The 23,196-nt window shown below is 72.1% G+C and carries 20 protein-coding genes; 6 read left to right on the top strand and 14 right to left on the bottom strand.

Annotation, left to right across the window (positions count from 1 at the left end):
* Positions 1–52: 52 nt before the first annotated feature.
* Entirely contained in the window at positions 53–703 is a 651-nt protein-coding gene (locus A3Q40_RS06340) for an amino acid-binding protein (RefSeq protein WP_068105443.1), read from the top strand.
* Here the strand turns inward: A3Q40_RS06340 and ligA are convergent.
* The 8 genes from ligA to A3Q40_RS06300 form a co-directional block, all read right to left on the bottom strand.
* Positions 671–2,803: an NAD-dependent DNA ligase LigA gene (gene ligA / locus A3Q40_RS06335; protein WP_068100544.1), complete on the bottom strand. Its 2,133-nt coding sequence runs from the start codon at positions 2,801–2,803 to the stop codon at positions 671–673. The two genes, A3Q40_RS06340 and ligA, sit on opposite strands and share 33 nt — an antisense overlap.
* A gap of 136 nt (positions 2,804–2,939) precedes the next feature.
* Entirely contained in the window at positions 2,940–3,974 is a 1,035-nt protein-coding gene (locus A3Q40_RS06330; RefSeq protein ID WP_068100542.1) for a methionine synthase, read from the bottom strand.
* On the bottom strand, positions 3,971–5,146 hold the full coding sequence (gene mnmA / locus A3Q40_RS06325) for a tRNA 2-thiouridine(34) synthase MnmA (RefSeq protein WP_082833790.1): 1,176 nt from the start codon (positions 5,144–5,146) through the stop codon (positions 3,971–3,973). The genes A3Q40_RS06330 and mnmA overlap by 4 nt, the downstream gene beginning before the upstream one ends.
* Before the next feature lie 7 nt (positions 5,147–5,153).
* Positions 5,154–6,377 carry a cysteine desulfurase family protein gene (locus A3Q40_RS06320; RefSeq protein ID WP_068100541.1) on the bottom strand — a complete coding sequence of 408 codons (1,224 nt, stop codon included), beginning with the start codon at positions 6,375–6,377 and terminating at the stop codon, positions 5,154–5,156.
* Positions 6,378–6,474: 97 nt separating this feature from the next.
* Positions 6,475–7,359, bottom strand: coding sequence for a lysophospholipid acyltransferase family protein (locus A3Q40_RS06315; RefSeq protein ID WP_082834091.1), 885 nt, complete (start codon positions 7,357–7,359; stop codon positions 6,475–6,477).
* An 11-nt stretch (positions 7,360–7,370) separates the two neighbouring features.
* Entirely contained in the window at positions 7,371–8,267 is an 897-nt protein-coding gene (locus tag A3Q40_RS06310) for a GNAT family N-acetyltransferase (protein WP_082833789.1), read from the bottom strand.
* Positions 8,268–8,405: 138 nt separating this feature from the next.
* Positions 8,406–9,362, bottom strand: coding sequence for an electron transfer flavoprotein subunit alpha/FixB family protein (locus tag A3Q40_RS06305; protein WP_068100539.1), 957 nt, complete (start codon positions 9,360–9,362; stop codon positions 8,406–8,408).
* 46 nt (positions 9,363–9,408) lie between these two features.
* A complete protein-coding gene (locus A3Q40_RS06300; protein WP_068100538.1) occupies positions 9,409–10,209 on the bottom strand; it encodes an electron transfer flavoprotein subunit beta/FixA family protein in 801 nt (266 codons plus the stop codon).
* Between the two features lie 245 nt (positions 10,210–10,454).
* Between A3Q40_RS06300 and A3Q40_RS06295 the strand changes: the two genes are divergently transcribed.
* Genes A3Q40_RS06295 through A3Q40_RS06285 form a run of 3 tightly spaced genes read left to right on the top strand, consistent with a single transcriptional unit; the run spans position 10,455 to position 14,058 of the window.
* Positions 10,455–11,240, top strand: a complete 786-nt coding sequence (locus A3Q40_RS06295; protein WP_068100536.1) for a class I SAM-dependent methyltransferase — start codon at positions 10,455–10,457, stop codon at positions 11,238–11,240.
* Positions 11,237–12,811 carry a 1,4-alpha-glucan branching protein domain-containing protein gene (locus A3Q40_RS06290; protein ID WP_068100534.1) on the top strand — a complete coding sequence of 525 codons (1,575 nt, stop codon included), beginning with the start codon at positions 11,237–11,239 and terminating at the stop codon, positions 12,809–12,811. Before A3Q40_RS06295 ends, A3Q40_RS06290 begins: the two co-directional genes overlap by 4 nt.
* Positions 12,808–14,058 (top strand): glycosyltransferase family 4 protein, encoded by a 1,251-nt coding sequence (locus A3Q40_RS06285; RefSeq protein WP_068100531.1) that lies wholly within the window; start codon positions 12,808–12,810, stop codon positions 14,056–14,058. Before A3Q40_RS06290 ends, A3Q40_RS06285 begins: the two co-directional genes overlap by 4 nt.
* Here A3Q40_RS06285 and A3Q40_RS06280 read toward each other — a convergent pair.
* Complete coding sequence (locus A3Q40_RS06280) at positions 14,055–14,810, bottom strand: acyltransferase (RefSeq protein ID WP_068100528.1); 756 nt, start codon at positions 14,808–14,810, stop codon at positions 14,055–14,057. The two genes, A3Q40_RS06285 and A3Q40_RS06280, sit on opposite strands and share 4 nt — an antisense overlap.
* 133 nt (positions 14,811–14,943) lie before the next feature.
* Here A3Q40_RS06280 and A3Q40_RS06275 point away from each other — a divergent pair, with 133 nt between their 5' ends.
* Positions 14,944–16,266, top strand: a complete 1,323-nt coding sequence (locus tag A3Q40_RS06275) for an outer membrane protein assembly factor BamB family protein (RefSeq protein ID WP_068100526.1) — start codon at positions 14,944–14,946, stop codon at positions 16,264–16,266.
* On the opposite strand, the gene A3Q40_RS06270 is transcribed toward A3Q40_RS06275, so the two are convergent.
* The 5 genes from A3Q40_RS06270 to A3Q40_RS06250 are packed head-to-tail and all read right to left on the bottom strand — an operon-like array spanning position 16,251 to position 20,950.
* Complete coding sequence (locus tag A3Q40_RS06270) at positions 16,251–17,471, bottom strand: class I SAM-dependent methyltransferase (RefSeq protein ID WP_068100525.1); 1,221 nt, start codon at positions 17,469–17,471, stop codon at positions 16,251–16,253. The genes A3Q40_RS06275 and A3Q40_RS06270 overlap by 16 nt on opposite strands.
* A gap of 4 nt (positions 17,472–17,475) precedes the next feature.
* Entirely contained in the window at positions 17,476–18,489 is a 1,014-nt protein-coding gene (locus A3Q40_RS06265; RefSeq protein WP_068100524.1) for a class I SAM-dependent methyltransferase, read from the bottom strand.
* 49 nt (positions 18,490–18,538) lie between these two features.
* Positions 18,539–19,318 carry an enoyl-CoA hydratase/isomerase family protein gene (locus A3Q40_RS06260; RefSeq protein ID WP_068100522.1) on the bottom strand — a complete coding sequence of 260 codons (780 nt, stop codon included), beginning with the start codon at positions 19,316–19,318 and terminating at the stop codon, positions 18,539–18,541.
* A 16-nt stretch (positions 19,319–19,334) separates the two neighbouring features.
* Complete coding sequence (locus A3Q40_RS06255; protein WP_068100519.1) at positions 19,335–20,117, bottom strand: NUDIX hydrolase; 783 nt, start codon at positions 20,115–20,117, stop codon at positions 19,335–19,337.
* Positions 20,114–20,950, bottom strand: a complete 837-nt coding sequence (locus tag A3Q40_RS06250) for an ABC transporter ATP-binding protein (RefSeq protein ID WP_068100517.1) — start codon at positions 20,948–20,950, stop codon at positions 20,114–20,116. The genes A3Q40_RS06255 and A3Q40_RS06250 overlap by 4 nt, the downstream gene beginning before the upstream one ends.
* A 43-nt stretch (positions 20,951–20,993) precedes the next feature.
* Between A3Q40_RS06250 and glgX the strand changes: the two genes are divergently transcribed.
* Complete coding sequence (gene glgX / locus A3Q40_RS06245) at positions 20,994–23,138, top strand: glycogen debranching protein GlgX (protein ID WP_235606479.1); 2,145 nt, start codon at positions 20,994–20,996, stop codon at positions 23,136–23,138.
* Positions 23,139–23,196 lie beyond the last annotated feature (58 nt).

The raw sequence follows: 23,196 nt of genomic DNA, 5'->3' as shown, positions 1-23,196 counted from the left end.
CCACGGCCGCGTGCGAGTCGTGAGGTCGGGCAGGCAGTGACAGGATGTGCGCGTGACCTACCTCCTGCGCGTCAAGCTCCCCGACCGCCCCGGCAGTCTGGGTTCGCTCGCCGTGGCCCTGGGCTCGGTGGGTGCGGACATCCTGTCGCTCGACGTGGTCGAGCGCGGCCACGGCTACGCCGTCGACGACCTCGTTGTCGACACGGCGCCCGGCTCGTTGCCGGACACGCTCATCACGGCCGCGGAACAGCTGTCCGGGGTGTCCGTCGACGCCATCCGGCCCTACGCCGGCGTACTGGACACCCATCGCGAACTCGAGTTGATCGACGGCGTCGCCGCCGCGCACGACGACCGTCTGCAGACTCTCGTGGACGGTGCGCCGCGCGTGCTCCGGGTGGGGTGGAGCGTGGTCGTCGCCGCCACGGAGAACGGCGCCACCACGGTCGTGGAGAGCTCCGGCGCGCCCGAGATCCGGGCGCAGTCGATGCCGTGGCTTCCGCTGACCGGCGCGCGCACTCTCGACGGCGACCGCGACGGGTTGCCCCAGTCGTGGCGCGACATGGACACCTGCGTGGCCGCGGCGCCGCTCGGGTCGACCGGCCGAGCACTGGTGCTCGGCCGCCCCGGTGGGCCGGCCTTCCGACCCTCCGAGGTGGCTCGGCTCGGCTACCTAGCCGGCATCGTCGCCACCGTCCTCGGCTGACGCCCCGTCCGCGACGAGAGCGGACGCGGCCTCCGGTCCCTGCTCGAGCAGGACGGTGAAGCCTGCCTCGTCGAGCACGGGGACCCCGAGTTGCAGCGCCTTGTCGTGCTTCGATCCCGGGGACTCCCCGACCACCACGAAGGCCGTCTTCTTCGACACCGACGAGGCCGCTTTGCCGCCGCGGGCCAGGATCGCCTCCTTGGCGTCGTCCCGGCTGTAGCGATCCAGCGACCCGGTGACCACGATCGACAACCCCTCGAGGTTGCGCTCGATGGACTCGTCGCGTTCGTCCTCCATCCGCACGCCCGCCGCGGCCCACTTGTCCACGATGGCGCGGTGCCAGTCGACGTCGAACCACTCCACCACGGCCCGCGCGATGGTGGGGCCGACGCCGTCCGCCGCGGCGAGTTCCTCCTCCGACGCCGACCGCACGGCCTCCAGGCTGCCGAACCGTGCCGCCAATGCGCGGGCGGCCGTGGGACCCACGTGGCGGATGGACAGACCCACCAGGACCCGCCAGAGCGGCTGGTCTTTGGCTCGCCCGAGGTTGTCGAGCAATCGCCGACCGTTGGCGGACAGCGCCCCGGCCTTCGTACGGAAGAGATCGGTACGGGTCAGCGACTCCTCGGTCAGATCGAACAGGTCGCCCTCGTCCTCGATCACCCCGGCGGCGAGCAGGGCGGTCGCGGCCTCGTACCCGAGCACCTCGATGTCGAACGCCCCGCGGCCGGCCACGTGGAAGACACGCTCCCGCAGCTGCGCCGGGCACGAACGGGAGTTGGGGCACCGGATGTCGGCGTCGCCCTCCTTCGACGGGGCGAGCTCGGTGCCGCACTCCGGGCAGTGCGTCGGCATGACGAACTCCCGCTCGTCCCCGGTGCGGGTGTCGACCACGGGGCCGAGAACCTCCGGAATGACCTCTCCCGCTTTGCGAATGACGACCGTGTCCCCGATGAGCACACCTTTGCGTTTGACCTCCGAGGCGTTGTGCAGCGTCGCCAACGACACGGTGGATCCCGCGACGAGGACAGGCTCCATGAACGCGAAGGGCGTGACGCGGCCGGTCCGGCCGACATTCACCCGGATATCGAGCAAGGTGGTGGTGGCCTCCTCCGGCGGATACTTGAACGCGATGGCCCACCGCGGCGCACGCGAGGTGTTGCCCAGCCGTCGGTGCAGCGCCATTCGATCGACCTTGACGACGAGTCCGTCGATCTCGTGCTCGACGTCGTGCCGGTGCGCGCCCCAGTACTCCATGCGCTCGACCACCTCGTCCGCACCGTGCGCGACGACGGTGTGCGACGAGACGGGCAGTCCCCACGCCGCCAACGCGTCGTACGCGGCGGACTGGGTCTGCGGCTCGAACCCCTCCAACCGGCCGAAGCCGTGGCAGATCATGCCGAGGCGGCGCCGCGCGGTGACCGCGGGGTTCTTCTGCCGCAGCGACCCGGCCGCGGAGTTGCGCGGATTGGCGAAGGGCGCCTTGCCCTGCTCGACCAGCGAGGCGTTCAGCGCCTCGAAATCGCTGAGTCGGAAGAACACCTCACCACGCACCTCGAGCAGCGACGGAATGGGAAATTCCTTGGTGCCGGTGAGAGTTTCGGGAATGTCGTCGATGGTGCGGGCATTGAGGGTGACGTCCTCCCCCGTCCGGCCGTCTCCGCGCGTGGCCGCCCGCTCGAGAACGCCGTTGCGGTACACCAGATTCAGGGCGACACCGTCGATCTTCACCTCACACAGGTAGGCCAGGTCCGCCCCCGCTTCGGCCTCGACCCGCCCGATCCACGCCCGCAACTCGTCGACGTCGAACACGTTGTCCAACGACAACATTCGCTCGAGGTGGTCGACGGCCGTGAAGTCCGTCTCGAAGCCACCGCCCACCAGTTGCGTCGGCGAATCCGGCGTCCGGAGCTCGGGGTACTGCTCCTCGAGATCCTGCAGCCGCCGCAGCAGCGCATCGAACTGCCCGTCCGAGATGGTCGGTGCATCCCGCACGTAGTAGCGGAACTGGTGACCGCGAATCTCCTCGGCCAACTCCTGCCACTGCGCGATCACCTCGGCACTCGCGGGCGCCGACGGTGGGGGCTGCTTCTCCGTCACTCTCGAAGACTATCGGAGGGCACCGACACACCCGGTGAGCTGCGGTCGGGCACTCGATGCCCCCCGGTCGGAAGGCTCGGTGACCTGCGGTCGGAAGGCCCGGTGACCTGCGGTCGGAGGGCTCGGTGACCTGCGGTCAGAGGGCGGCAGGGTCCTCGGCGAACGCCGTCGCGACGTCCCGCACCACGGTGAGCGCGCGCCGGGCCCATCCCGCCGAGGCGCCGGCCAGTCCGCACGCCGGCGACACGGCCACCCGATCGGTGAGGACGGAGCGCGGGAAGCCCAGGCGGTCGATCAGCTCGACCGCGGGACGGGCCGCGTCCTTCCATCCCGGTTCCCGCGCGCCCGGCGCCGGATCGGTTCCCGACAGGATCCCGAGCACCGCGACCCCGCCGCCGTCGATAAAATCCCCCACGGCGTCGTACCGCCCGGGCCGCACGAGCGCGAGATCGAACGCGACGGCATGGACCCCGGCACGCCCGAACACCTCGAACGGCACGTCCTCGGCGCACGTGTGCAGGACCACGGGGCGCCCGATCCGATTCAGCACGCCGGCGAGCCGGTCGACGACCTCCGGAGCCGGGACGGCGGGCACCCGCTCGAGGCTCGTCTGCCCGGTCAACGTGCCGCCCAGCACTGCCGCCAGCTGCGGCTCGTCCAGTTGCACCACCACGTCGGCCTCGAGCCGGCGCGCCACCTCGTCGGCGTGCGCGGCCACCCCTTCGGCGAGGGACTCGGCCACGTCGCGCGCGGCACCGCGATCGGTGAGAACCCGCCGTCCTCGCGCGAGTTCGACCTCCGCCGCCAGGGTGAAGGGCCCGGCTGCCTGGACCTTGACGGTGCGCCCCGCGCCGCGCAGCCCCGCGAGCTCCCACTTCTCCTCAAGGACGTCGAGGTCCTCGGCCAGCAGGTCACGGGCTCGCCGAGCGGTGCCGTTACGGCCGGCGGCGAGCCGGTACCCCGTGGTCGAGACGTCGAGGTCGAGATCGACCAGTAGCGCCCCGGTCCGGCCCACGGTGTCGGCACCGAGGCCGCGGGCGGGCAGTTCCACCACGTGGGGCAGGTCGGGAAGTTCGCCGATCACGGTGGAGACGGCCTCGCCGATGTCGGCTCCCGGCCACGATCCGATGCCCGTGGCCCGGCCGGCCACGGGTGAGGTCGGGGTGGTCACTCGGCCGATCGATCGCCGGCGACGGCAGGCATCGCCGAGACCGTGCCCGCGGAGGCGGGCCGCTCCGAGACCGTGCCCACGGAGGCGGGCCGCTCCGAGACAGTGCCCGCGATGGTGCCGCTGCCGATGACGACGTCCCCGGCCGGGTCGGGACGGTAGAGCACGGCGGCCTGCCCTCGGGCGACGCCGGTCAGCGGGCTGTGCAGCGTGATCTCGACGGACGAGTCGCCGGGACGGGCGGTGGCCGGCGCGGTTCCGCCGTGGGCTCGCACCTGCACGACGCAGTCGACGTCGCCGACGGGCGCCTCGCCGGAGGTCCACACAGGTGCCGACGCGGTGATGCCGTGGACGTTCAGCCGCTCCGCCGATCCGACCCGCACCGTGCCCGTCTCCGGCTCGATCGCGGTCACGTAGCGCGGCTTGCCGTCCGGGGCCGGGCCCGGCAGGCCGAGTCCCTTGCGCTGACCGACGGTGAAGCCGTGGACGCCGTCGTGCTCCCCCAGGGTGCTCCCGGTCTCCGCGTCGACCAGAGCGCCGGGACGGATGCCGATCCGGGCGCCCAGAAAGGCCCGGGTGTCGCCGGAGGGGATGAAGCAGATGTCGTGACTGTCGGGCTTGTCCGCGACGGCGAGACCGCGCGCCGCGGCCTCCTCGCGCACCTGCGCCTTGGGGGTGTCCCCGATCGGGAACATCGACCGCGAGAGCTGGCGGGCGGTGAGCACGCCGAGCACGTAGGACTGATCCTTGTCCGCGTCGACGGCCCGCCGCAGCACACCGCCCTCGAGACGGGCGTAGTGGCCGGTGGCCACCGCGTCGAACCCCAGCGCCTCGGCGCGATCGGCCAGGGCGGCGAACTTGATCTTCTCGTTGCACCGCAGGCAGGGGTTGGGGGTCTCGCCGGCGGCGTAGGCCGCGACGAAGTCGTCGATGACGTCCTCCCGGAAGCGCTCCGCGAAATCCCACACGTAGAACGGGATTCCGAGCACGTCCGCGGCACGACGGGCGTCACCGGCGTCCTCCTTCGAGCAACACCCGCGCGACCCGGTGCGCAGGGTGCCCGGCGCCGTCGACAGCGCCAGATGGACGCCGACCACGTCGTGCCCGGCGTCGACCGCGCGCGCCGCGGCCACGGCGGAGTCGACTCCGCCGCTCATGGCAGCCAGAACTCGCATCGTCTTCCTAACCTCGAGAACGAACGGACGACGCCATGCCCGCAGCCCTGGCGCGCTCGACCACCCGCGGCAGCGCGGCGAGAGCGGCGTCGACATCGGCGTCGGTGGTGGTGTGGCCCAACGAGAACCGCAGGGAGCCCCGCGCGTCGTCGGGATCGACGCCCATCGCCAACAACACGTGCGACGGGCGGGGAACGCCGGCCGTGCAGGCCGACCCGGTGGAGCATTCGATGCCGGCGGCGTCGAGCAGCATCAGCAGCGAATCACCCTCGCAGCCGCGGAAGGTGACGTGGACGTTGCCGGGCAGCCGACGCTCGCCGGACGCGCCGTTGATCCGCGCGTCGGGGATCGCAGCGACGATGCCGTCGACGAACCGGTCCCGCAACGCGCTCAGGCGGGCCTCGGTGTGCGGGCGCTCCGCGACGGCGTTCGCCAGCGCCGCGGCCAGTCCCACCGCCCCGGCGACGTCGGGAGTGCCCGACCGCACGTCGCGCTCCTGACCCCCGCCGTGCAGCAACGGCTCGCACGCCACGGACCGGCCCAGCAGCAGAGCGCCCACGCCCTGCGGGCCACCGAACTTGTGCGCGGCGATGGACAGGGCGGACACCCCGCTCGCCGCGAAGTCGACCACGCGGCTCCCGACCGCCTGCACCGCGTCGCTGTGCATCGGAACGTCGAATTCGGCCGCGACGGCCGCGAGTTCGGCGATCGGCATGACGGTGCCGACCTCGTTGTTCGCCCACATGATGCTGACGACGGCGACCTCGTCGACGTGCTCCTCGAGCGCGCGGCGCAGCGCGGCCGGTGTGACGGTGCCGTCGGCCTCCACCGGCAGCCAGGTGACGGACGCGCCCTCGTGGCGTTCGAGCCACTCGACGGCGTCGAGCACCGCATGGTGCTCGACGGCGCTGGTGACGACGCGGGTGCGGCGTGGATCGGCAGCGCGCCGGGCCCAGAAGATGCCCTTGACGCCCAGGTTGTCGGACTCGGTGCCGCCGGAGGTGAAGATCACCTCGGACGGGCGGGCGCCGAGCGCCGCCGCCACGGACTCCCGGGATTCCTCGACGCGCCGCCGGGCGGCTCGGCCCGATCCGTGGAGAGAGGACGCGTTGCCGAGGGTGCCGAACACGTCGACCATGGCCTCGACCGCAGCCGGGACCATCGGAGTGGTGGCGGCGTGATCGAGGTAGACCGTGGGCCCGACGGGGCGCGGCGAACCGGAACGTGGCATGACGACGACCAGTTTAGCCGCTGCGTCGAGTCCGGCCGCGCGCCGAGCAGGCTGCAGTCCTCGGCTGCGCGCCGGACGTCACCCGGCGCGCCGGACGTCACCCGGCGCGCAGGACGTCCACGGGGTGCCGGTCGACGTGGTGCGCGTCGGCGACGGCGGGACGTCGGTGGGACGTGACCCGCAGCGGCGGGATCTCGGCGACTACCGCCTCGCGTCGCACCACCGATTCGGCCCGGCGTGCGAGCTCGCGTCGGTCTCCGCCGACGGCGTCCAGGTCGGCGCCGGTGACGACCTCCGCGCGGACACCCCGCAGGCGCAGGATGCGCGACATCGACTCGCCGATGCCCTCGGCCCCGACGAAGGCGGTGGCGGTGCTCGGCGCACCCGTCCGTTCCCGGTAGGCGATGCCGACCGGGCGCACGGTCGCCCCCGTCTCGATCGCGGCCTGGAACAGGGCGGGGCGGAACCGGCCGTAGGCCGTCCCGCACCAGGTGGTCCCCTCCGGGAAGACGACGACGGTCGCCCCGCCGCGCAGGGCGTCCGCCACCTCGTCGACGGTGTCCGGCAGGGCGCGCAGACGGTCGCGCGCGATGGGGATCACCTTGACGACGCGCGCCAGCAGCCCGAGAACGGGCCAGTCGACCAGGTCGGCGCGGGCCACGAACCGGCACGGGAAGCACGCGGCCAGGACCAGGATGTCCGTCCAGGAGACGTGATTAGCGACCACCAGGGTGCCGACGCCGGACTCGGCGGGCCGGTCTCCCCGCCGGTCGAGTCCGATGCCGAGTGCGGCGAGCATCCCGCGCGCACCGATACGGGCGGCGGCGCGACGGCCCGGAGCCGGCAGCACCCGGCCGGCGAGCAGGAGCGGGAACACCAGCAGCAGGGCGACGACGAGGACGCAACGCAGCACGACGCGCAGAGTGCCGGCGGTGGCCACCGGGGCCGTCCGGCATCCGGTCCCGCAGGGGCTGGCCGGCATCCAGGCGTGGGTCACCGGTCGCCGCCGGCCGCCGAGGGCCGGTCCGGCACCGCACCGGCCGCCGATCGGAGCCGCTCGAGGTAGCGCACGTTGGCGTCCTCCATGTGCAGCAGGGCGACGAAGTCCGCCACCCCGAACTCGGGGTCGTGCGCGGGCTCGCCGCAGATCGACGCGCCCATGCGCAGGTAGCCGCGCAGCAGCGGCGGCACCACCGTTCGCGCCGGCGGCGCGATGTCCTGCAGGTCGACCCCGTCGACCCGTACCGGTGTGCGCGGGTACGCCCGGCGCGCGCTGCGATGACGTGACGACACCAGGTCGCGGACCCCGCGCACGTGCGCTCCGACGGGCGCACCGTCACCGAGATCCATGGGCACCGAGACGCAGCCCATCACGCGGTCGTGTCCGCCCAGGTCGAGGTACCGCAGGATGCCGGACCACATCAACGCGAGCACGGCTCCGCTGCGGTGCTCGCGGTCGACGCAGGCGCGGCCCATCTCGACGGTGCCGAGCTCGAAGGCTCGCAGTTCGCTGATGTCGAACTCGGTGGCGGTGTAGTAGCCGCCGGCGCGCTCCGCGCCGGTCGGGGTGAGCATCCGGTAGCAGCCGACGACGGCGTCCGTCTCGTTCTCCACGACCAGCAGGTGATCGCAGTGCTCGTCGTAGCGGTCGACGTCGAGGCCGTCGACGAACGAGGTGGCGGCGAAACCGGGTTCGGAGCCGAAGACGTCGGCGCGCAGTCGCTGGGCGGCCCTGGCGTGATCCGGGGTGGAGCCGAGAAGGAGGGAGTAGTGGCGGTCCGCGAGCAGCGCTCGCGAACTCGGCAGAGCGAGCAGCGCTCGCGAATCGGGCGGAGCGAGCAGCGCTCGCGTGTCGGGTCGTGACGTCGTCGAGATCGATCGAACGGTCATGGCCCGAATCTGTCGCGCCCGAACGTCCGGGCGGCCACACCCGTGTGCCGTGTTCGTGGCAGCTACGTGACCATTCGCCAAACGAGCCGGGCCCCGTCACCTGATTCGGTGACGGGGCCCGGCCCGGGGACTGCGGGGTCAGCCCTTGCGCTTCTTGACCGCCTCGGTCAGCTGGGGTGCGACGTCGAACAGGTCGCCCACCACGCCGTAGTCGGCGATCTCGAAGATGGGAGCTTCCTCGTCCTTGTTGACCGCGACGATGGTCTTGGACGTCTGCATGCCGGCGCGGTGCTGGATGGCGCCGGAGATGCCGAGGGCGACGTAGAGCTGCGGCGAGACGGTCTTGCCCGTCTGGCCCACCTGGAACTGACCGGGGTAGTACCCGGAGTCGACCGCGGCGCGGGAGGCGCCGACGGCGGCACCGAGCGAGTCGGCGAGCTCCTCGACCACGGAGAACTTGTCGGCGCTGCCGACGCCGCGGCCACCGGAGACGACGACGGACGCCTCGGTGAGCTCCGGACGGTCGCCACCGACGATCGGGTCGCGGGAGACGACGCGGACGACGGCCTCCTCCTGGGCCGGGACCTCGACGTCGACGCGCTCACCGGCGCCGGCCTGCGGCTCGGCCTCGATGGCGCCGGGGCGCACCGAGATGACCGGCACGTCGCCGTTGGTCTTGGCCTCGACGGTGAAAGCACCGCCGAAGATGGAGTAGGTGGCGGACTTGTCGGCGCTCACGGACACGACGTCCTGGTGGAGTCCGGCGCCGAGGCGAGCGGCCAGACGTCCCGCCACCTCCTTGCCCTCGATGCCACCCGAGGTGATGATCGCGGCGGGCGACGCGGACTCGGCGAGCGAGGCGAGCACGTCGACCTTGGGGGTGACGAGGAAGCCGTCGACGTCGTCGGACTCCGCGACGTAGATCTTGGCCGCGCCGGCCTCGGCGAGCGCGTCGGCGATCTTGTCGGTGGTGCCGGGCGCGCCGGTGACGACCGCGGCGGGTTCACCGAGAACCCGTGCCGCGGTGATGAGTTCGGTGGTGACCTTCTTCAGTGCCCCGTCGGCGTGTTCGACGAGGACCAGTACCTCTGCCATGTGACTGACTCTCCTGTGGTTCGGGTCGGGCGATGGACGGGGGTGACTAGATGATCTTCTGCGAGACCAGGTAGTCGGCGACCTTGGTGCCGCCGTCGCCCTCGTCGGTGACGCGCTCGCCGGCCGTCTTGGGGGGCTTGGGGGTGACGTTGGTGACCGTGGTGCCGGCGTTGTCCACGCCGACCGTCTCCGGCTCGACGCCGATGTCGGCGAGGGTGAGCACCTGCACGGTCTTCTTCTTCGCGGCCATGATGCCCTTGAAGGACGGGAATCGCGGCTCGTTGATCTTCTCGGTGACCGAGACGATGGCGGGGAGCTCGGCCTCGAGGCCGAAGACGCCCTCGTCGGTCTCACGTTCGCCGGAGACCTTGCCGTCCGCGACGACGAGCTTGCGCATCTGCGTCAGCTGCGGGATGCCCAAGTACTCGGCGATGATGGCCGGGACGGCGCCGATGCGGCCGTCGGTCGCCTCGTTGCCGGCGATGACCAGATCCGCGGCCTCGCCGTTCTCGAACTCGACCTGCCCCAGTGCGGCGGCCAGTGCCCACGCCGTCTGGATGGCGTCGGAGCCGTGCATGGCGGGGTCGTTGACGTGGACGGCGCTGTCCGCGCCCATCGACAGGGCCTTGCGGATGGCCTCGGTGGCGCGGTCGGGGCCGGCCGACAGGACCTTGACCTCGCCGCCGTCGCGCTCCTTGATGAGCAGCGCTTCCTCGACGGCGCGCTCGTTGATCTCGTCCAGCACGGCATCCGCGGCCTCGCGGTCCAGCGTGTAGTCGCCGTCGGAGAGTTTGCGCTCGGACCACGTGTCCGGGACCTGCTTGATCAGTACGACGATGTTCGTCATGGGTCTGCGTCGACCTCCTGAGTCGTGTTGGTGACGATCCGGTCCGATCACTACCCACCGGTAGGTCGGCGACGGTCGCCCGACGTTCCCGGTGCGTGCGGTGGGTGTGTCCACATCCTCCCGCTGTGACGAGGACGTTACCCCATCGAGGGTTACTGGTGGGTAACTTACTCCGCCGTCAGATTTTTTCAACCCCTCCTCCCCGCCTGTCCGGGTGTGTCGCGTCACGAACTACTCTCGCCCGGATGAACGACGCGACACCGGCAGCGCCGACCCGGAACGGAGATCCTCTCCCGCTCACGGGCGAACGAACGGTCCCCGGGATCGCCGAGGAGAACTACTGGTTCCGACGCCACGAGGTGGTCTACCGGCACATCGCGCCGCGGTGCGCGGGACGCACCGTCCTCGAGGCCGGGCCGGGCGAGGGATACGGCGCCGACCTGATCGCCGAGTCGGCCCGTCTGGTCGTCGGCGTCGACTACGACGTCTCGGCCGCCGACCACATCGCCGTCCGTTACCCCGCCGTCGACATCACCCGCGGCAACCTGGTGGACCTGCCCGTCGCCGACGGAGTGATCGACGTCGTGGTCACCCTGCAGGTGATCGAGCACCTCTGGGACCAGGACCGCTTCGTTCGCGAATGCCGCCGGGTCCTGGCCCCGGGCGGCGTTCTCATCATGAGTACGCCGAACCGCATCACGTTCTCCCCCGGCCGGGACACCCCGCTCAACCCGTTCCACACCCGCGAACTCGATCCCGCGGAGCTGACCGATCTGATCGTCGCCGGCGGGTTCGAGGTGGAGCAGCTCACCGGGGTCCATCACGGGCCGACCCTGCAGGAACTCGACCGCCGGCACGGCGGCTCGTTCGTCGACGCCCAGATCGATCGGGCGCTGGCCGGCGAGCCGTGGCCCGACGAGCTCGCCCGCGACGTCGCCGGCATCGGCACCGAGGACTTCCACCTCACCGACGACCACCTCGACGCGAGCCTCGACCTGCTGATCGTCGCGCGCAGCCCGCTCGCTCCGTGACCGAGTCCGGCGCGGGGCGGGTGCCCGGAATGTTCGCCCTGGTACTGCATTCGCATCTGCCGTGGCTCCCCCATCACGGTCGGTGGCCCGTCGGCGAGGAATGGCTCTACCAGTCGTGGGCCGGCTCCTACCTACGGGTGGTGGACGTTCTGCGGCGGCTGTCGGCGGAAGGCCGGACCGATCTGCTGACCCTGGGCATCACGCCCGTCCTCGCGGCGCAGCTCGACGATCCGCACGCTCTCGACGGCATGCACCACTGGCTCGGCAACTGGTCGCTGCGCGCCGCCGAGGCGGCGACGTCACGGGATGCCGACCGCCGCGAGGCGGGCCGCCGCGAGTACCGCGAGGCCGAGCACGCCCTCGCGGAGTTCGAGACCCGGTGGCGCCACGGCGCGTCGCCCGTGCTCCGTCGCCTGGTCGACGATCGGGCCGTCGAACTGCTGGGCGGACCCCTGATGCACCCGTTCCAGCCGCTGCTCGATCCGCGCTTGCGGACGTTCTCGCTGGCGGAGGGTCTGCGCGACGGCGCTCGGCGCCTCGGCCGACGAGCCGACGGAATCTGGGCGCCGGAATGCGCCTTCACCGCCGGCATGGAGCGGGACTACGCGGCGGCCGGGGTGAGCCACTTCCTGGTCGACGGGCCCGCTCTGCGCGGCGACACCACGCTCGGCCGGCCCGTCGGCGACACCGACGTGGTCGCGTTCGGGCGGGATCTACCGGTCAGCTACCGCGTGTGGTCGCCGAAGTCCGGCTACCCCGGTCACGCCGCGTACCGCGACTTCCACACCTACGACCACGGGACCGGCCTCAAGATCGTGCGGGTCACCGGACGGACGGTCGCCGGTCCCGACAAGGCCCCGTACGCACCGGACCTCGCCGCCGCGGCTCTGCAGGACCACGTCCGCGACTTCGTCGACGTGGTTCGGCGTCGGCTGCACGACGAACACGCGCGCACCGGACGCCCCGCGCTGGTGACGGCGGCCTTCGACACGGAGCTGTTCGGTCACTGGTGGCACGAGGGTCCCAAGTGGCTCGAGGCCGTTCTGCGCGCCCTCCCCGAGGCCGGCGTGCAGGTGGGCACCCTCACCGCCGCGCGTGCGGCCGGGTTCGTCGGCGAGCCGGCGGACCTTCCGAACACCTCGTGGGGGTCCGGAAAGGACTGGCGCGTGTGGGCCGGGGACCCGGTGCAGGACCTGGTGCGACTGAACGCGGAGGTGACGGCCTCCGCCCTGGACGCCGTCGACGCCCGCGGCCCCGCCGAGGCCGCCGGACGGGACCGGACCGCCGATCAGATCCTGCGCGAGGCGCTGCTCACCGTGTCGAGCGACTGGGCGTTCATGGTGAGCAAGGACTCGGCGGCGCAGTACGCGCGCGATCGCGCGCACGAACACGCGCACGCCGTGCGGGAAATCGCGGCCGCACGCACGTCCGGACACCACGCGGCCGCCGCCCGCCTCGCCGCGGGATGGAGCGTCGCCGACGGGCTGTTTCCCGACCTCGATGCCCGTAGGCTCCCGACGAGCGAGGCACCGACCGGAGGGGTCACGCGTCGTCGGGAAGGGGTGCGATGAGAGTCCTGCTGGTCTCCTGGGAGTACCCGCCCGTCGTCGTCGGCGGCCTGGGACGGCACGTGCACCATCTCGCGACCGCACTCGCCGCCGCGGGCCACGAGGTGGTGGTCCTCGCCCGTCGACCCACGGGCACCGACGGGTCCACCCACCCCACCGAGGCCGTCGTGGCCGACGGGGTTCTCGTGGTGGCGGTCGCCGAGGATCCGGCCCACTTCGCGTTCGGCGTGGACATGATCGAGTGGACCCTCGCGCTGGGTCACGCGATGGTCCGGGCCGGGCTGGCGCTGTCCAAGCCGGGCGTCGGCGAGGGATGGGTTCCCGACGTCGTCCACGCCCACGACTGGCTCGTCGCGCACCCAGCGATCGCCCTCGCCGAGTTCTTCGACGTGCCCCTGGTGACCACCTTCCACGCCACCGAGGCCGGCCGGCACAGCGGTTGGGTGTCGGGCCGGGTGAACCGGCAGGTGCACTCGATCGAGTGGTGGCTCGCGCAGGAGTCCGACGCGGTGATCACCTGCTCCGCGTCGATGGACGACGAGGTCGCTCGTCTCTTCGCCCCGCCCGGACCGATGCACGTCGTGCGCAACGGGATCGACACCTCGACCTGGACGTTCCGCCCCCATGGACCGACCGGGCGCGCACCCGCCCTGCTCTACGTGGGCCGGCTCGAGTACGAGAAGGGCGTGCAGGACCTGATCGCGGCCCTCCCCCGCCTGCGCCGGACCCACCCCGGCACCACTCTCACGATCGTCGGCGACGGCACCCAGCGCGATCACCTGATCGAACTCGCCCGCGCGCACCGCGTGCGGCGGTCCGTCGCCTTCGCCGGGTCCGCCGATCACGACGGCGTGCTGGCCCACCTGCATCGAGCCGACGTCCTGGTGCTCCCCAGTCGGTACGAGCCCTTCGGCATCATCGCGCTCGAAGGGGCTGCCGCCGGCATTCCCCTCGTCGCCTCGACCGCGGGCGGGCTCGGCGAAGCCGTCACCGACGGGGTCACGGGTCGCTCGTTCGCTCCCGGCGACGTGGCCGGGCTGGCCACCGCGGTGCGGCGCTCCCTGGACGAGCCGGAGCGCACCCGAGCCCTCGTCGACGCCGCCCGCGAACGGCTCACCGCCGACTTCGCGTGGTCGACGGTCGCCCGCGAGACCGCCACGATCCTCGCTGCCGCGAAGCGCCGCGTCCGCACCCCGTACGCGCGGCCGCACGTCGTCGAACGGCCGCTGCCGGAACGGGATTCGAGCTAGCCCGGCAGGTCGGTGGTGCCGGCCGCCTTCTTGCGGGCGATGTCCTCGAGCGCGGCGACGTACTTCGCGCGATCGGCAGCGCCGGCCTCCCAGTCCGCCTTCCGGTTGCGCACCACTCGCGCCGGGGCGCCCACGGCGATCCCGTAGTCGGGTACGTGACCCTTGACCACCGCGTGGGCCCCGAGCACGCATCCGCGGCCGACGACGGTCTCCCGCAGCACCGTGACCTTGGCGGCGATCCACGTGTCGGGCCCGATCCGCACGGGCGACTTCACGATGCCCTGGTCCTTGATCGGGACGGTGACGTCCTCGGTGCGGTGGTCGAAATCGCAGATGTAGCACCAGTCGGCGACGAGGGTGGACGCGCCGATCTCGATGTCGAGGTAGGTGTTGACCACATTGTCCTTGCCGAAGACGACCTTGTCGCCGATGCGCAGGGACCCTTCGTGACACCGAATCGCGTTGCCGTCGCCGATGTGGACCCACCGCCCGATCTCGAGACGGGCCAGCTCCGGGGTCGCGTGGATCTCGACGTTCCTGCCCAGGAACACCATGCCGCGCAGCACGACGTGCGGATTGGCGGCCCTGAACTTCGCCAGGCGGTAGTACCGCACCAGGTACCAGGGCGTGTACGCCTTGTGGGCGAGGACCCAGCGCAGCGACGCGAGGGTCAGGAACCGGGCCTGATCGGGGTCACGTCGCCGCGACCCGCGCCACCGCGACCGCAGTGGGGCGTTCCACATGCTCGTCATGACCGGTCACCCTAATCGGCGTCGATCGACGCACCGCACACACGGGCCGTGCCCCGGACGCGGCCGGACCCCGGGCCGGGACGGCCGGTCCGATAGCATCGCGATGCCCCGATCCGACCCGGCAGGAGCCTGCATGCCCGACGCGTACCCGCACCGGACCCGACGCCCGGTGCGCGCTCGCTCGGTGGTCGCCCTGCTGGCCGTCGCGGGCGTGATCGCCTCCTGCGGATCGAGCGACGGTCCGATCGACATCTTCGGTGACACCGGCTGGCGCGGAGGCCTCTCCGATGCCCACAACAGCGCCTCCGTGACCACCGACGGCAGCCGCGATCTGGACCTGGAGTGGACCCGTCCGCTCGGCGCGGAGATCGCGACCCGACCGTCCGTCGCGCCGAACGGGCAGATCACCGCCTCGCTGGCGGCCTCGGGCAACTGTCCCCTGGGCTCCTTCCAGGGCGAGTCCGGCCGGAAGCGTTTCTGCAACGGGCTCGGCCCGTCCGGGGTGTCGTCCACCCCCGTCGCCGACACCGCGTCCAACCTCTACGCGGGCGAGGACGGCGCCGTGGTGTCGGTCAACCCGAACGGTCAGACCCGCTGGCTCACACCGGTGTACGGCGTTCCTCGCACCCCCCAGTTCCTGCCCGACGGCAACCTGCTGGCGATCACGCAGTTCGGCCAGGTCAACGTGCTGTCCAACCAGAGCGGACGGCCCGAGGCCCCGATTCTCGATCTGATTCCCACCCCCGACCCCCTCACGGCGCCCGACACCGAGCTGCGCGCCGCCGACGACGGGCTGGTGGCCTGCCTCGGCGGAGGCCCCGCCTGTCCGGTCGCCGCCGCGCCGGCCGTCGACCTCGAGGCGAGCATCGTCTACGTGGTGCTGTGGCGGGAGGGCGCGATCGCGCCGCAGGTGGTCGCGCTGCGCTACACCGCCGGGCCCGAGCCGAGCTGGTCCGAGGAATGGTCCTCGGACCTGCTCCCGTCCGCCGTCACGTCGAGTCCCGTTCTCTCCCCGGACGGTTCCCGTCTCTACACGACGGACGTCGAGGGTTCCGTGCGCGCGTACGACACCGCCGACGGCCGGGAGGTCTGGACCTACTTCGTCGGCGACCGAGCGGCGGGCAGCGTGACCGTGTCGCCGGACGGCACCCTGGTTCCGTCCGGCGGGGCCGGCTCGGTGCTGCGGGCGGTCCGTGACACCGGCGACGCACCCGAACTGGTGTGGGAGCGTGAGGATCTCGTGCAAGCCGGCGCCCCCGCCGTCGCCGGCTCCACCGTATACGCGGTGACCGGCACCGACGAGTTGTCGCTCACCACCGTCGATCTCGCCACCGGCGAGACCGTGGACACCGACGCGCTCCCGGGCGCCGCCGGGTACAGCCCGGGCGTCGTCGTCGGCTCGGACGGTGCGGTGGTGGTTCCCGTCGGGCTCGGGACGCTCTATTCGTTCCGCTGATCGCCGACTTGCGGGGTCCGCTGATCGCCGACTTGCGGGGTCCGCTGATCGCTGACCGTGCGGGGTCCGCACACGAACGCGACCGCACTGCGGCCGATCCGGGTGATCACCAGCGACAGTGGCGCGGACCCGCGCAACCCCAGCTTCGATCGCAACACGGCCGGGTCGACGTCCACCCCGCGCACCAGGATCTCGAGGGAGCCGCAGTCCCGGCGCGCGAGTTCCTTCCGTAATTGCTTCTCCTGCATCGGAAGCCGATCCAGAACCTCGAAGCCCGACGTGTCCGGCGGGATGCGGTCGCCGGAGAGATGCGCGATCCGAGGGTCGAGTTGCCACAGACCGTGCCGGGCGGCGTACTGCCGGACCAGTCCGGCCCGCACCACGGCGCCGTCCGGGTCGATCACGTACCGACCCGGCGGGCGCTCGTCGATCTCGTCCGGGTCGGTGTCCACCAGCGACACCGGCGGCGACCCCGCACGCAGGACCGTCGCGCGTCGTCGCACCCCGGGCTCGGCGACCGAGCCCGTCCACAGGCATGCCTCGCGCACGGCACCGTCGAGCGAGACCACCTCGATCTCCGCGTCCGTCGGCAGCCGATCGAAATCCAGCCCCGGCGCGCACTTCACCACGAGGTCACGCCCCGCGTAGGCCGAGAGTAGGTGCGGCAGAGGGGGTTCGAGTGCCGCGGGGTCACGCAGTCGGCGTCCGCCCGCCCGTCGACCGGGGTCCGCCAGCACCACCGTCCCGCGGGTCACGGGCGTCAGCGCGTCGGCGCGCAGGACCGGAACGTCCGGCACGTTGCGCGCCGCCATCGCCAGCCGCACGACGTCGAGGTCGCTGCCCACCACCGATGCCGCCCTAGCCCGCAGCGCGTGCAGCTCGGTGCCGATCGAACAGGTGACGTCGTGGATCACGCGACCGGCGAGCCGGTGCGCGCGGTGCGCCGACACCGCGTCCGGCGTCGCCTGCTGGACGGCGTCGTCGGTCAGGAGCCAGGATCCGGCGGCCGCCACTTTGCTGCGTGCCTTGCGCCGGACGGTCACCGTCTCCACCAGGGCCGGGGCACGAGCTCCGAAGCGGGCGCGCACCCGCGCGAGGTCACCGATCAGGGAGGTCGGGGTCAGTGCGTACTCGTCGACCTCGGCGAGCGCCTCCACCGCACCCGCCAGGTACTCGACGTCGTCGAGGTCGAACGCGTAGCCCACCGAGTCAGTCGGCGGCGAGCGGCTTGGTGCCGGTGATCATCACGTTGTAGAAGTAGCCGCGTGGCACCACGTGGTGGAGCACCTTCTCGTCGAGCCAGCTGAGCGACTTCCAGCCGGTGAAAGCGAACCGCGCCCATCCCCAGCCCAGCTTCTCCGCCGGCACGGCCGCTTCGAACGTGCGCACGGGCCACCCGAGCAGGGCGGCGGCGAACTCCTCGGTCTTCGCCTGCACGTCCTCGGCGCCCGCGGCGGTCGCGATCTCCTCGAGCTCCGTGGGGTCGAACGTGTGCAGATCCACGACAGCTTCGAGCGCCGCGGCGCGGGAGGATTCGTCGAGTTCCTGCTGCGGACGACGCCAGTCGGCGAGGAACGGCAGCTTGGTCACGCGCGTCGTCGCCTCCCACGTCGCCCGGCCGAGCCAGCGCGCATAGAAGTTGCCGACGGTGGTCGGCTCGCCCGCGAAGACGAAGCGTCCGCCGGGCTTCAGCACCCGCAGCACCTCGCGCAGCGACTGTTCCACATCCGGAATGTGGTGCAGGACGGCATGACCCACGACCAGGTCGAACGTGTCGTCGTCGTACGGGATGGTCTCCGCGTCGGCCACCCGGCCGTCGACCGGCAGGCCGAGGTTCTCGGCGTTGCGCAGAGCCACCTTGACCATGCCCGGCGACAGATCGGTCACCGAACCGGTCGCGGCGACCCCGCTCTGCATCAGATTCAGCAGGAAGAAGCCGGTGCCGCAGCCCAGTTCCAACGCCCGCTCGTACGGGAGCGGCTGATCGCCCGCCACGGCGTCGAACCGCCCGCGGGCGTAGTCGATGCAGCGCTGGTCGTAGGAGATGGACCACTTGTCGTCGTACGTCTCGGCTTCCCAGTCGTGGTAGAGCACCTGGGCGAGCTTGGTGTCCGAGCGTGCGGCCGCGACCTCCTCGGCACTGGCGTGAGGCCGCGGTGCCGGATCGAGGGTCGCGTCGGCCGACGAGGAGTCGGCCGGGATCGGGTCGTGACGAACGGTCATGAAAACAGAGCCTAACCGGTGTCCCTGAACGGTCGGCGTCGGTTCCCGGTCAGTTCCCCGTGAACTCGGCCTTGCCGGGGCCGTTCTCGAGGAACGACGACATGCCGATCGACCGGTCGTCGGTGGCGAACAAGGACGCGAACACGTGGGCCTCGATCTTCAGGCCCGTGGCGAGGTCGGTGTCGAGGCCCTCGTCGATCGCCGCCTTCGCGGCGGCCAGCGCGCGCGACGCCCCGCCGACGAACTGGCTCGCCCACGCCCGCGCGGCGTCGTACACCGCATCGGGAGCCACCACCTCGTCGACCAGGCCGATTCGCAGTGCTTCCTCCGCGCCGACGAAGCGGCCGGTGAAGATCATGTCCTTGGCGCGGCTCGGCCCGATCAGGCGCGCGAGGCGCTGCGTTCCGCCGCCGCCGGGGATGACGCCGAGCAGCACCTCCGGCACGCCCAGCTTGGCGTTGTCCCCGGCAATGCGCCGATCCGCGCCGAGGGCGACCTCGAGTCCGCCGCCCAGGGCGTAGCCGGTGATCGCCGCGACCGTCGGCTTCGGGATGGACGCCACGGCGCCGAGGCCCGCCTGCAGACCACCGATTGCATCGGTCATCTGCTGGGCGCTCATCTCGGCCATCTCCTTGATGTCCGCACCCGCGGCGAAGACCTTCTCGCCGCCGTACACGATCACCGCGCGCACCGCGTCGTCCGCGGTGGCCGCGGCGGCGACGTCCCGGAGCTCGCCCTGCACCTGGCGGTTCAGCGCGTTCATCGGGGGGCGCGAGAGTCGGATGGTGCCGATGCCGCCGTCGACGTCGAGAGTCACGAATTCAGCCATGGCGGTGAGGCTACCGTCAGCCGAACGCCGCGTAGTACCGCTCGGCGCCGGGGAACTCGACTCGACGGTTCTCCCCGTCGTGCACGAGAACGGGCTGCACCGGTTCCAGTCGATACGGGGCCGCGAACGCGTCCGCGACGGTGGCGTGCTCGGCCAGGTCCGCCAGGGTGGACCAGGTGGGCGGCATCATCGTGCGCGCACGGGTACGCAGGTCCGCCACGGCGTCGGCCGGTCGGAACCAGCCGGCGTCCACCGCTTCGCTCGTGGCGTCGTCGGCGCGCTGCCCGGCCGGCACGGCGGCGAGGAAGAATCGGGTGTCGTAACGCCGCGTCGTCTCCCCCTCCGGGGTGATCCAGCGGGCGGCGGGCCGCAGCAGATCGGCACGAACCGACAGACCGGTGTCGGCGAGGAACTCGGAGAACGCGATCTCGCGGCGCTCCACCGCCCGACGGCCGTCCGCGTACTCCGCGGTGTCGGCGACGACGGCGTGCTCGTCCGGCCCGGCCAGCAGAATTCCGCACTCCTCGAACGTCTCCCGCACGGCGGCGAGTACCAGGGCTCGTGCCGTCGGCTCGTCGGTGCCGAACTGCTCCGCCCACCAGGACGGCGCGGGCCCCACCCACGGATCGTCGCCCGTCGGCGCGGTGCGGTCGGAGGCGTCGACCCCGCCACCGGGATAGACCGTCATCCCCGCGGCGAAGGCCATCGCCTTCACCCGGCGCTGCAGGAACACCTCGACGCCGTGCTCGCCGTCCCGCACCAGCACGACGGTCGACGCATCGCGCACCGGCACGCTCATCGGGCGCGGCGATGCGACGGGCCGCGGCGCTTGCGGCGCGCGAAGAACCGGTCGTCCGTCCGATCCAGGGCGATGGCCTGACTGAAGGCCGTGGAGAGGTTCTCCTCGGTGATGACGTCGTCGATCAGTCCCTGGGCGACCACTCCGCCTTCCTTGAGCAGCATGGCGTGGGTGAAGCCGGGCGGGATCTCCTCGACGTGGTGGGTGACCAGCACCGTCGCCGGGGCGTCCGGGTTCATCGCGAGCTCGGTGAGGATCGCGACGAGGTCCTCGCGACCGCCGAGGTCGAGGCCGGCGGCGGGCTCGTCGAGCAGGAGCAATTCCGGGTCGGTCATGAGGGCCCGGGCGATGAGGACGCGTTTGCGCTCGCCCTCGGACAGGGTGCCGAAGGTGCGGCGTGCAAGGTGTTCGATGCCGGCGCGCTCGAGCATGTCGATGGCTCGCTCGTCGTCGACGTCCTCGTACTCCTCGCGCCACCGGCCGAGCACCGCGTAGCCGGCCGACACCACGAGGTCGGAGACCACCTCATCACCCGGAATGCGCCCCGCGAGTGCCGCCGACGACAGCCCGATCCGCGGCTTGAGCTCCGAGATGTCCACGTGCCCCAGGGTTTCCGCCAGCACGTGCGCCGTGCCCTCGGTCGGGTACAGCTCCGCGGCGGCGATCTTCAGCAGCGTCGTCTTGCCCGCTCCGTTGGGGCCGAGCACCACCCACCGCTCGTCGAGTTCGACGTTCCACGAGACCGGACCCACGAGCGTCGTCGTCCCCCGGCGGACGGACACGGAGTCGAGTTGGACGAGCAGGTCGGGATCAGGTTCGGACACGACGTCCATCTTGTCCCACGCCGCCGGGCTCGACACGGCAGGATTGCCTCGCGTGTCGCACGATCACCCGTCCCCCCGGTCCCTGTCGGCCCCCGGCCGTCCCTTTCCGCTCGGCGCGCACCCCGTCGACGGTGGTGTCTCGTTCGCCGTCCACGCGCCCGAGGCCACCGCGGTGGACGTCTGCGTGATCGAGGACGACGGCACCGAGACTCGTCATCGCCTGCCCGAACGGACCTACGGGATCTGGCACGGCGTCGTCGCCGACGCCGCGGTGGGTACGCGGTACGGACTGCGCGCCGACGGTCCCTGGCACCCGGAGACCGGCCGCCGTTTCGATCCCGGCAAGCTGCTCCTCGATCCCTATGCCCGCCGCATCACCGGCGGCCTCGGCGACGCGCACGCCCTCCTGCCGTACGACGACGAACCGTTCGGCCGCCGATCCCATCGCGACTCTCGTGGTCACGTTCCCCTCGCCGTCGTCTGCGCGCCCGCCGAGCGTCGCGGACGTGCCCGCCTCGAGACCGACTGGGACGCCACCGTCGTCTACGAACTGCACGTCGGTTCCTTCACCGCGACGCATCCCGACGTCCCCGAGAACCTCCGCGGGACGTACGCCGGGCTCGCGCACCCCGCCGTCGTCGCCCATCTGCGCGATCTCGGCGTCACGGCCGTCGAACTGCTGCCGGTGCACGCGTGTCTCACCGAACCCGGCGTACGCGCCCGCGGGATGCGCAACCACTGGGGGTACTCCACGGCCTCCTACTTCGCCCCGGAACCGCGGTACTCCTCCGTTCCCGGCGGCGAGGTCGAGGAATTCCGGGCCATGGTCGACGCGCTCCACGAGGCCGGCCTCGAGGTGATCCTCGACGTCGTCTACAACCACACCTGCGAGGGCGGTGTCGACGGGCCGTCGCTGTCCTGTCGGGGTCTCGACGCGCCGGGGTACTACCTGCTCGACGAGCGCGGCCACGACGTCGACCTCACCGGCTGCGGCAACACCCTGGACGCCGCCTCGCCCGTCGTCGTGCGCATGGTGTGCGACTCGCTGCGGTACTGGGCCACCGACATGGGTGTCGACGGGTTCCGCTTCGACCTCGCGTCCACCCTCGGGCGCCCGGGTGGGTGGCGGTTCGACCCGCGGGCGCCGTTGCTCAGTGCCATCGCGGCGGACCCCGTGCTCTGCCGGACCAAGCTGATCGCCGAGCCCTGGGACGCCACCGGGCCCGGCTATCAGGTTGGCGGCTTCGGCGGCGTGTGGAGCGAGTGGAACGACCGCTACCGCGACACCGTGCGCAGGTTCTTCGCCGGGCAGGGCGGAGTGCGCGAGCTCGCCTCGCGGCTCGCCGGGTCCGAGGACATCTTCGGCGCCGGCGGGCGGCGACCGTGGGCGTCGATCAACTTCGTCACCGCGCACGACGGTTTCACCGTCCGCGACCTGGTCTCGTACGAGCGCAAGCACAACGAGGCCAACGGCGAGGCCAACCGCGACGGCTCGGACGGCAACCACTCGGTGAACCACGGGGTCGAGGGCGACACGGAGGATCCGGCCGTTCTGGCGGCCCGCGACCGGCACGTCCGCGCGCTGCTGTCGGTGCTCGCCCTCTCCACCGGGACGCCGATGTTTCTCGCGGGCGACGAATTCGGGCACACCCAGCATGGCAACAACAACGCCTACTGCGTCCCGGCCGACACGCCCGCCGCCGAGGCCCACGCCGTCCGGTGGGCGGACCGCGACACCGACCTCGCGACCACCCTCGCCCGCGCACTCCGGTGTCGGCGGACGGCGCCGGTACTGCGACAGCAGGAGTTCTTCGCGGGACGACGCACGCCGACGGGCGAGCCGGACCTCGTGTGGTTCGACGCCGCGGGGAACGAGATCCTCGGCGACGCCTGGCACGACGACACGGCCCGCACCCTGCAGGCGTGGGTCGACGGATCCGACGTCCGCATCCCCGGGTCGCACGGCCGGTCGTTCGAGTCCGCGCTGCTGGTGGTGCACGCCGGGGGGCCGACGGGCATCGTGCTCCCCCACCACGACGCCGTGACGCCGGCCTCCGACCACTTGCCCGTCTACGTGCCCGTCTTCGACTCCGCCTCACGGGACGGTCGGCCGATCGACCCGGCCGGGCAGGAACCGGGGAGTGTGGTCGAGGTGGCGGGGCCGATCGTGCTGGTGTACGTGACCGCGGCGCGCTGAGCGCCGCCATCGACACCGCGGCGCGCTGAGCGCCGCCATCGACACCGCGGCGCGCTGA

Origin of the sequence: Rhodococcus sp. PBTS 1, assembly GCF_001620025.1 — a bacterium.
GTDB classification, from domain to species: Bacteria; Actinomycetota; Actinomycetes; order Mycobacteriales; family Mycobacteriaceae; genus Rhodococcoides; species Rhodococcoides kroppenstedtii.
Note: the sequence above shows the minus strand (reverse complement) of the source record. Positions and strands in the feature narration are given on the sequence as shown.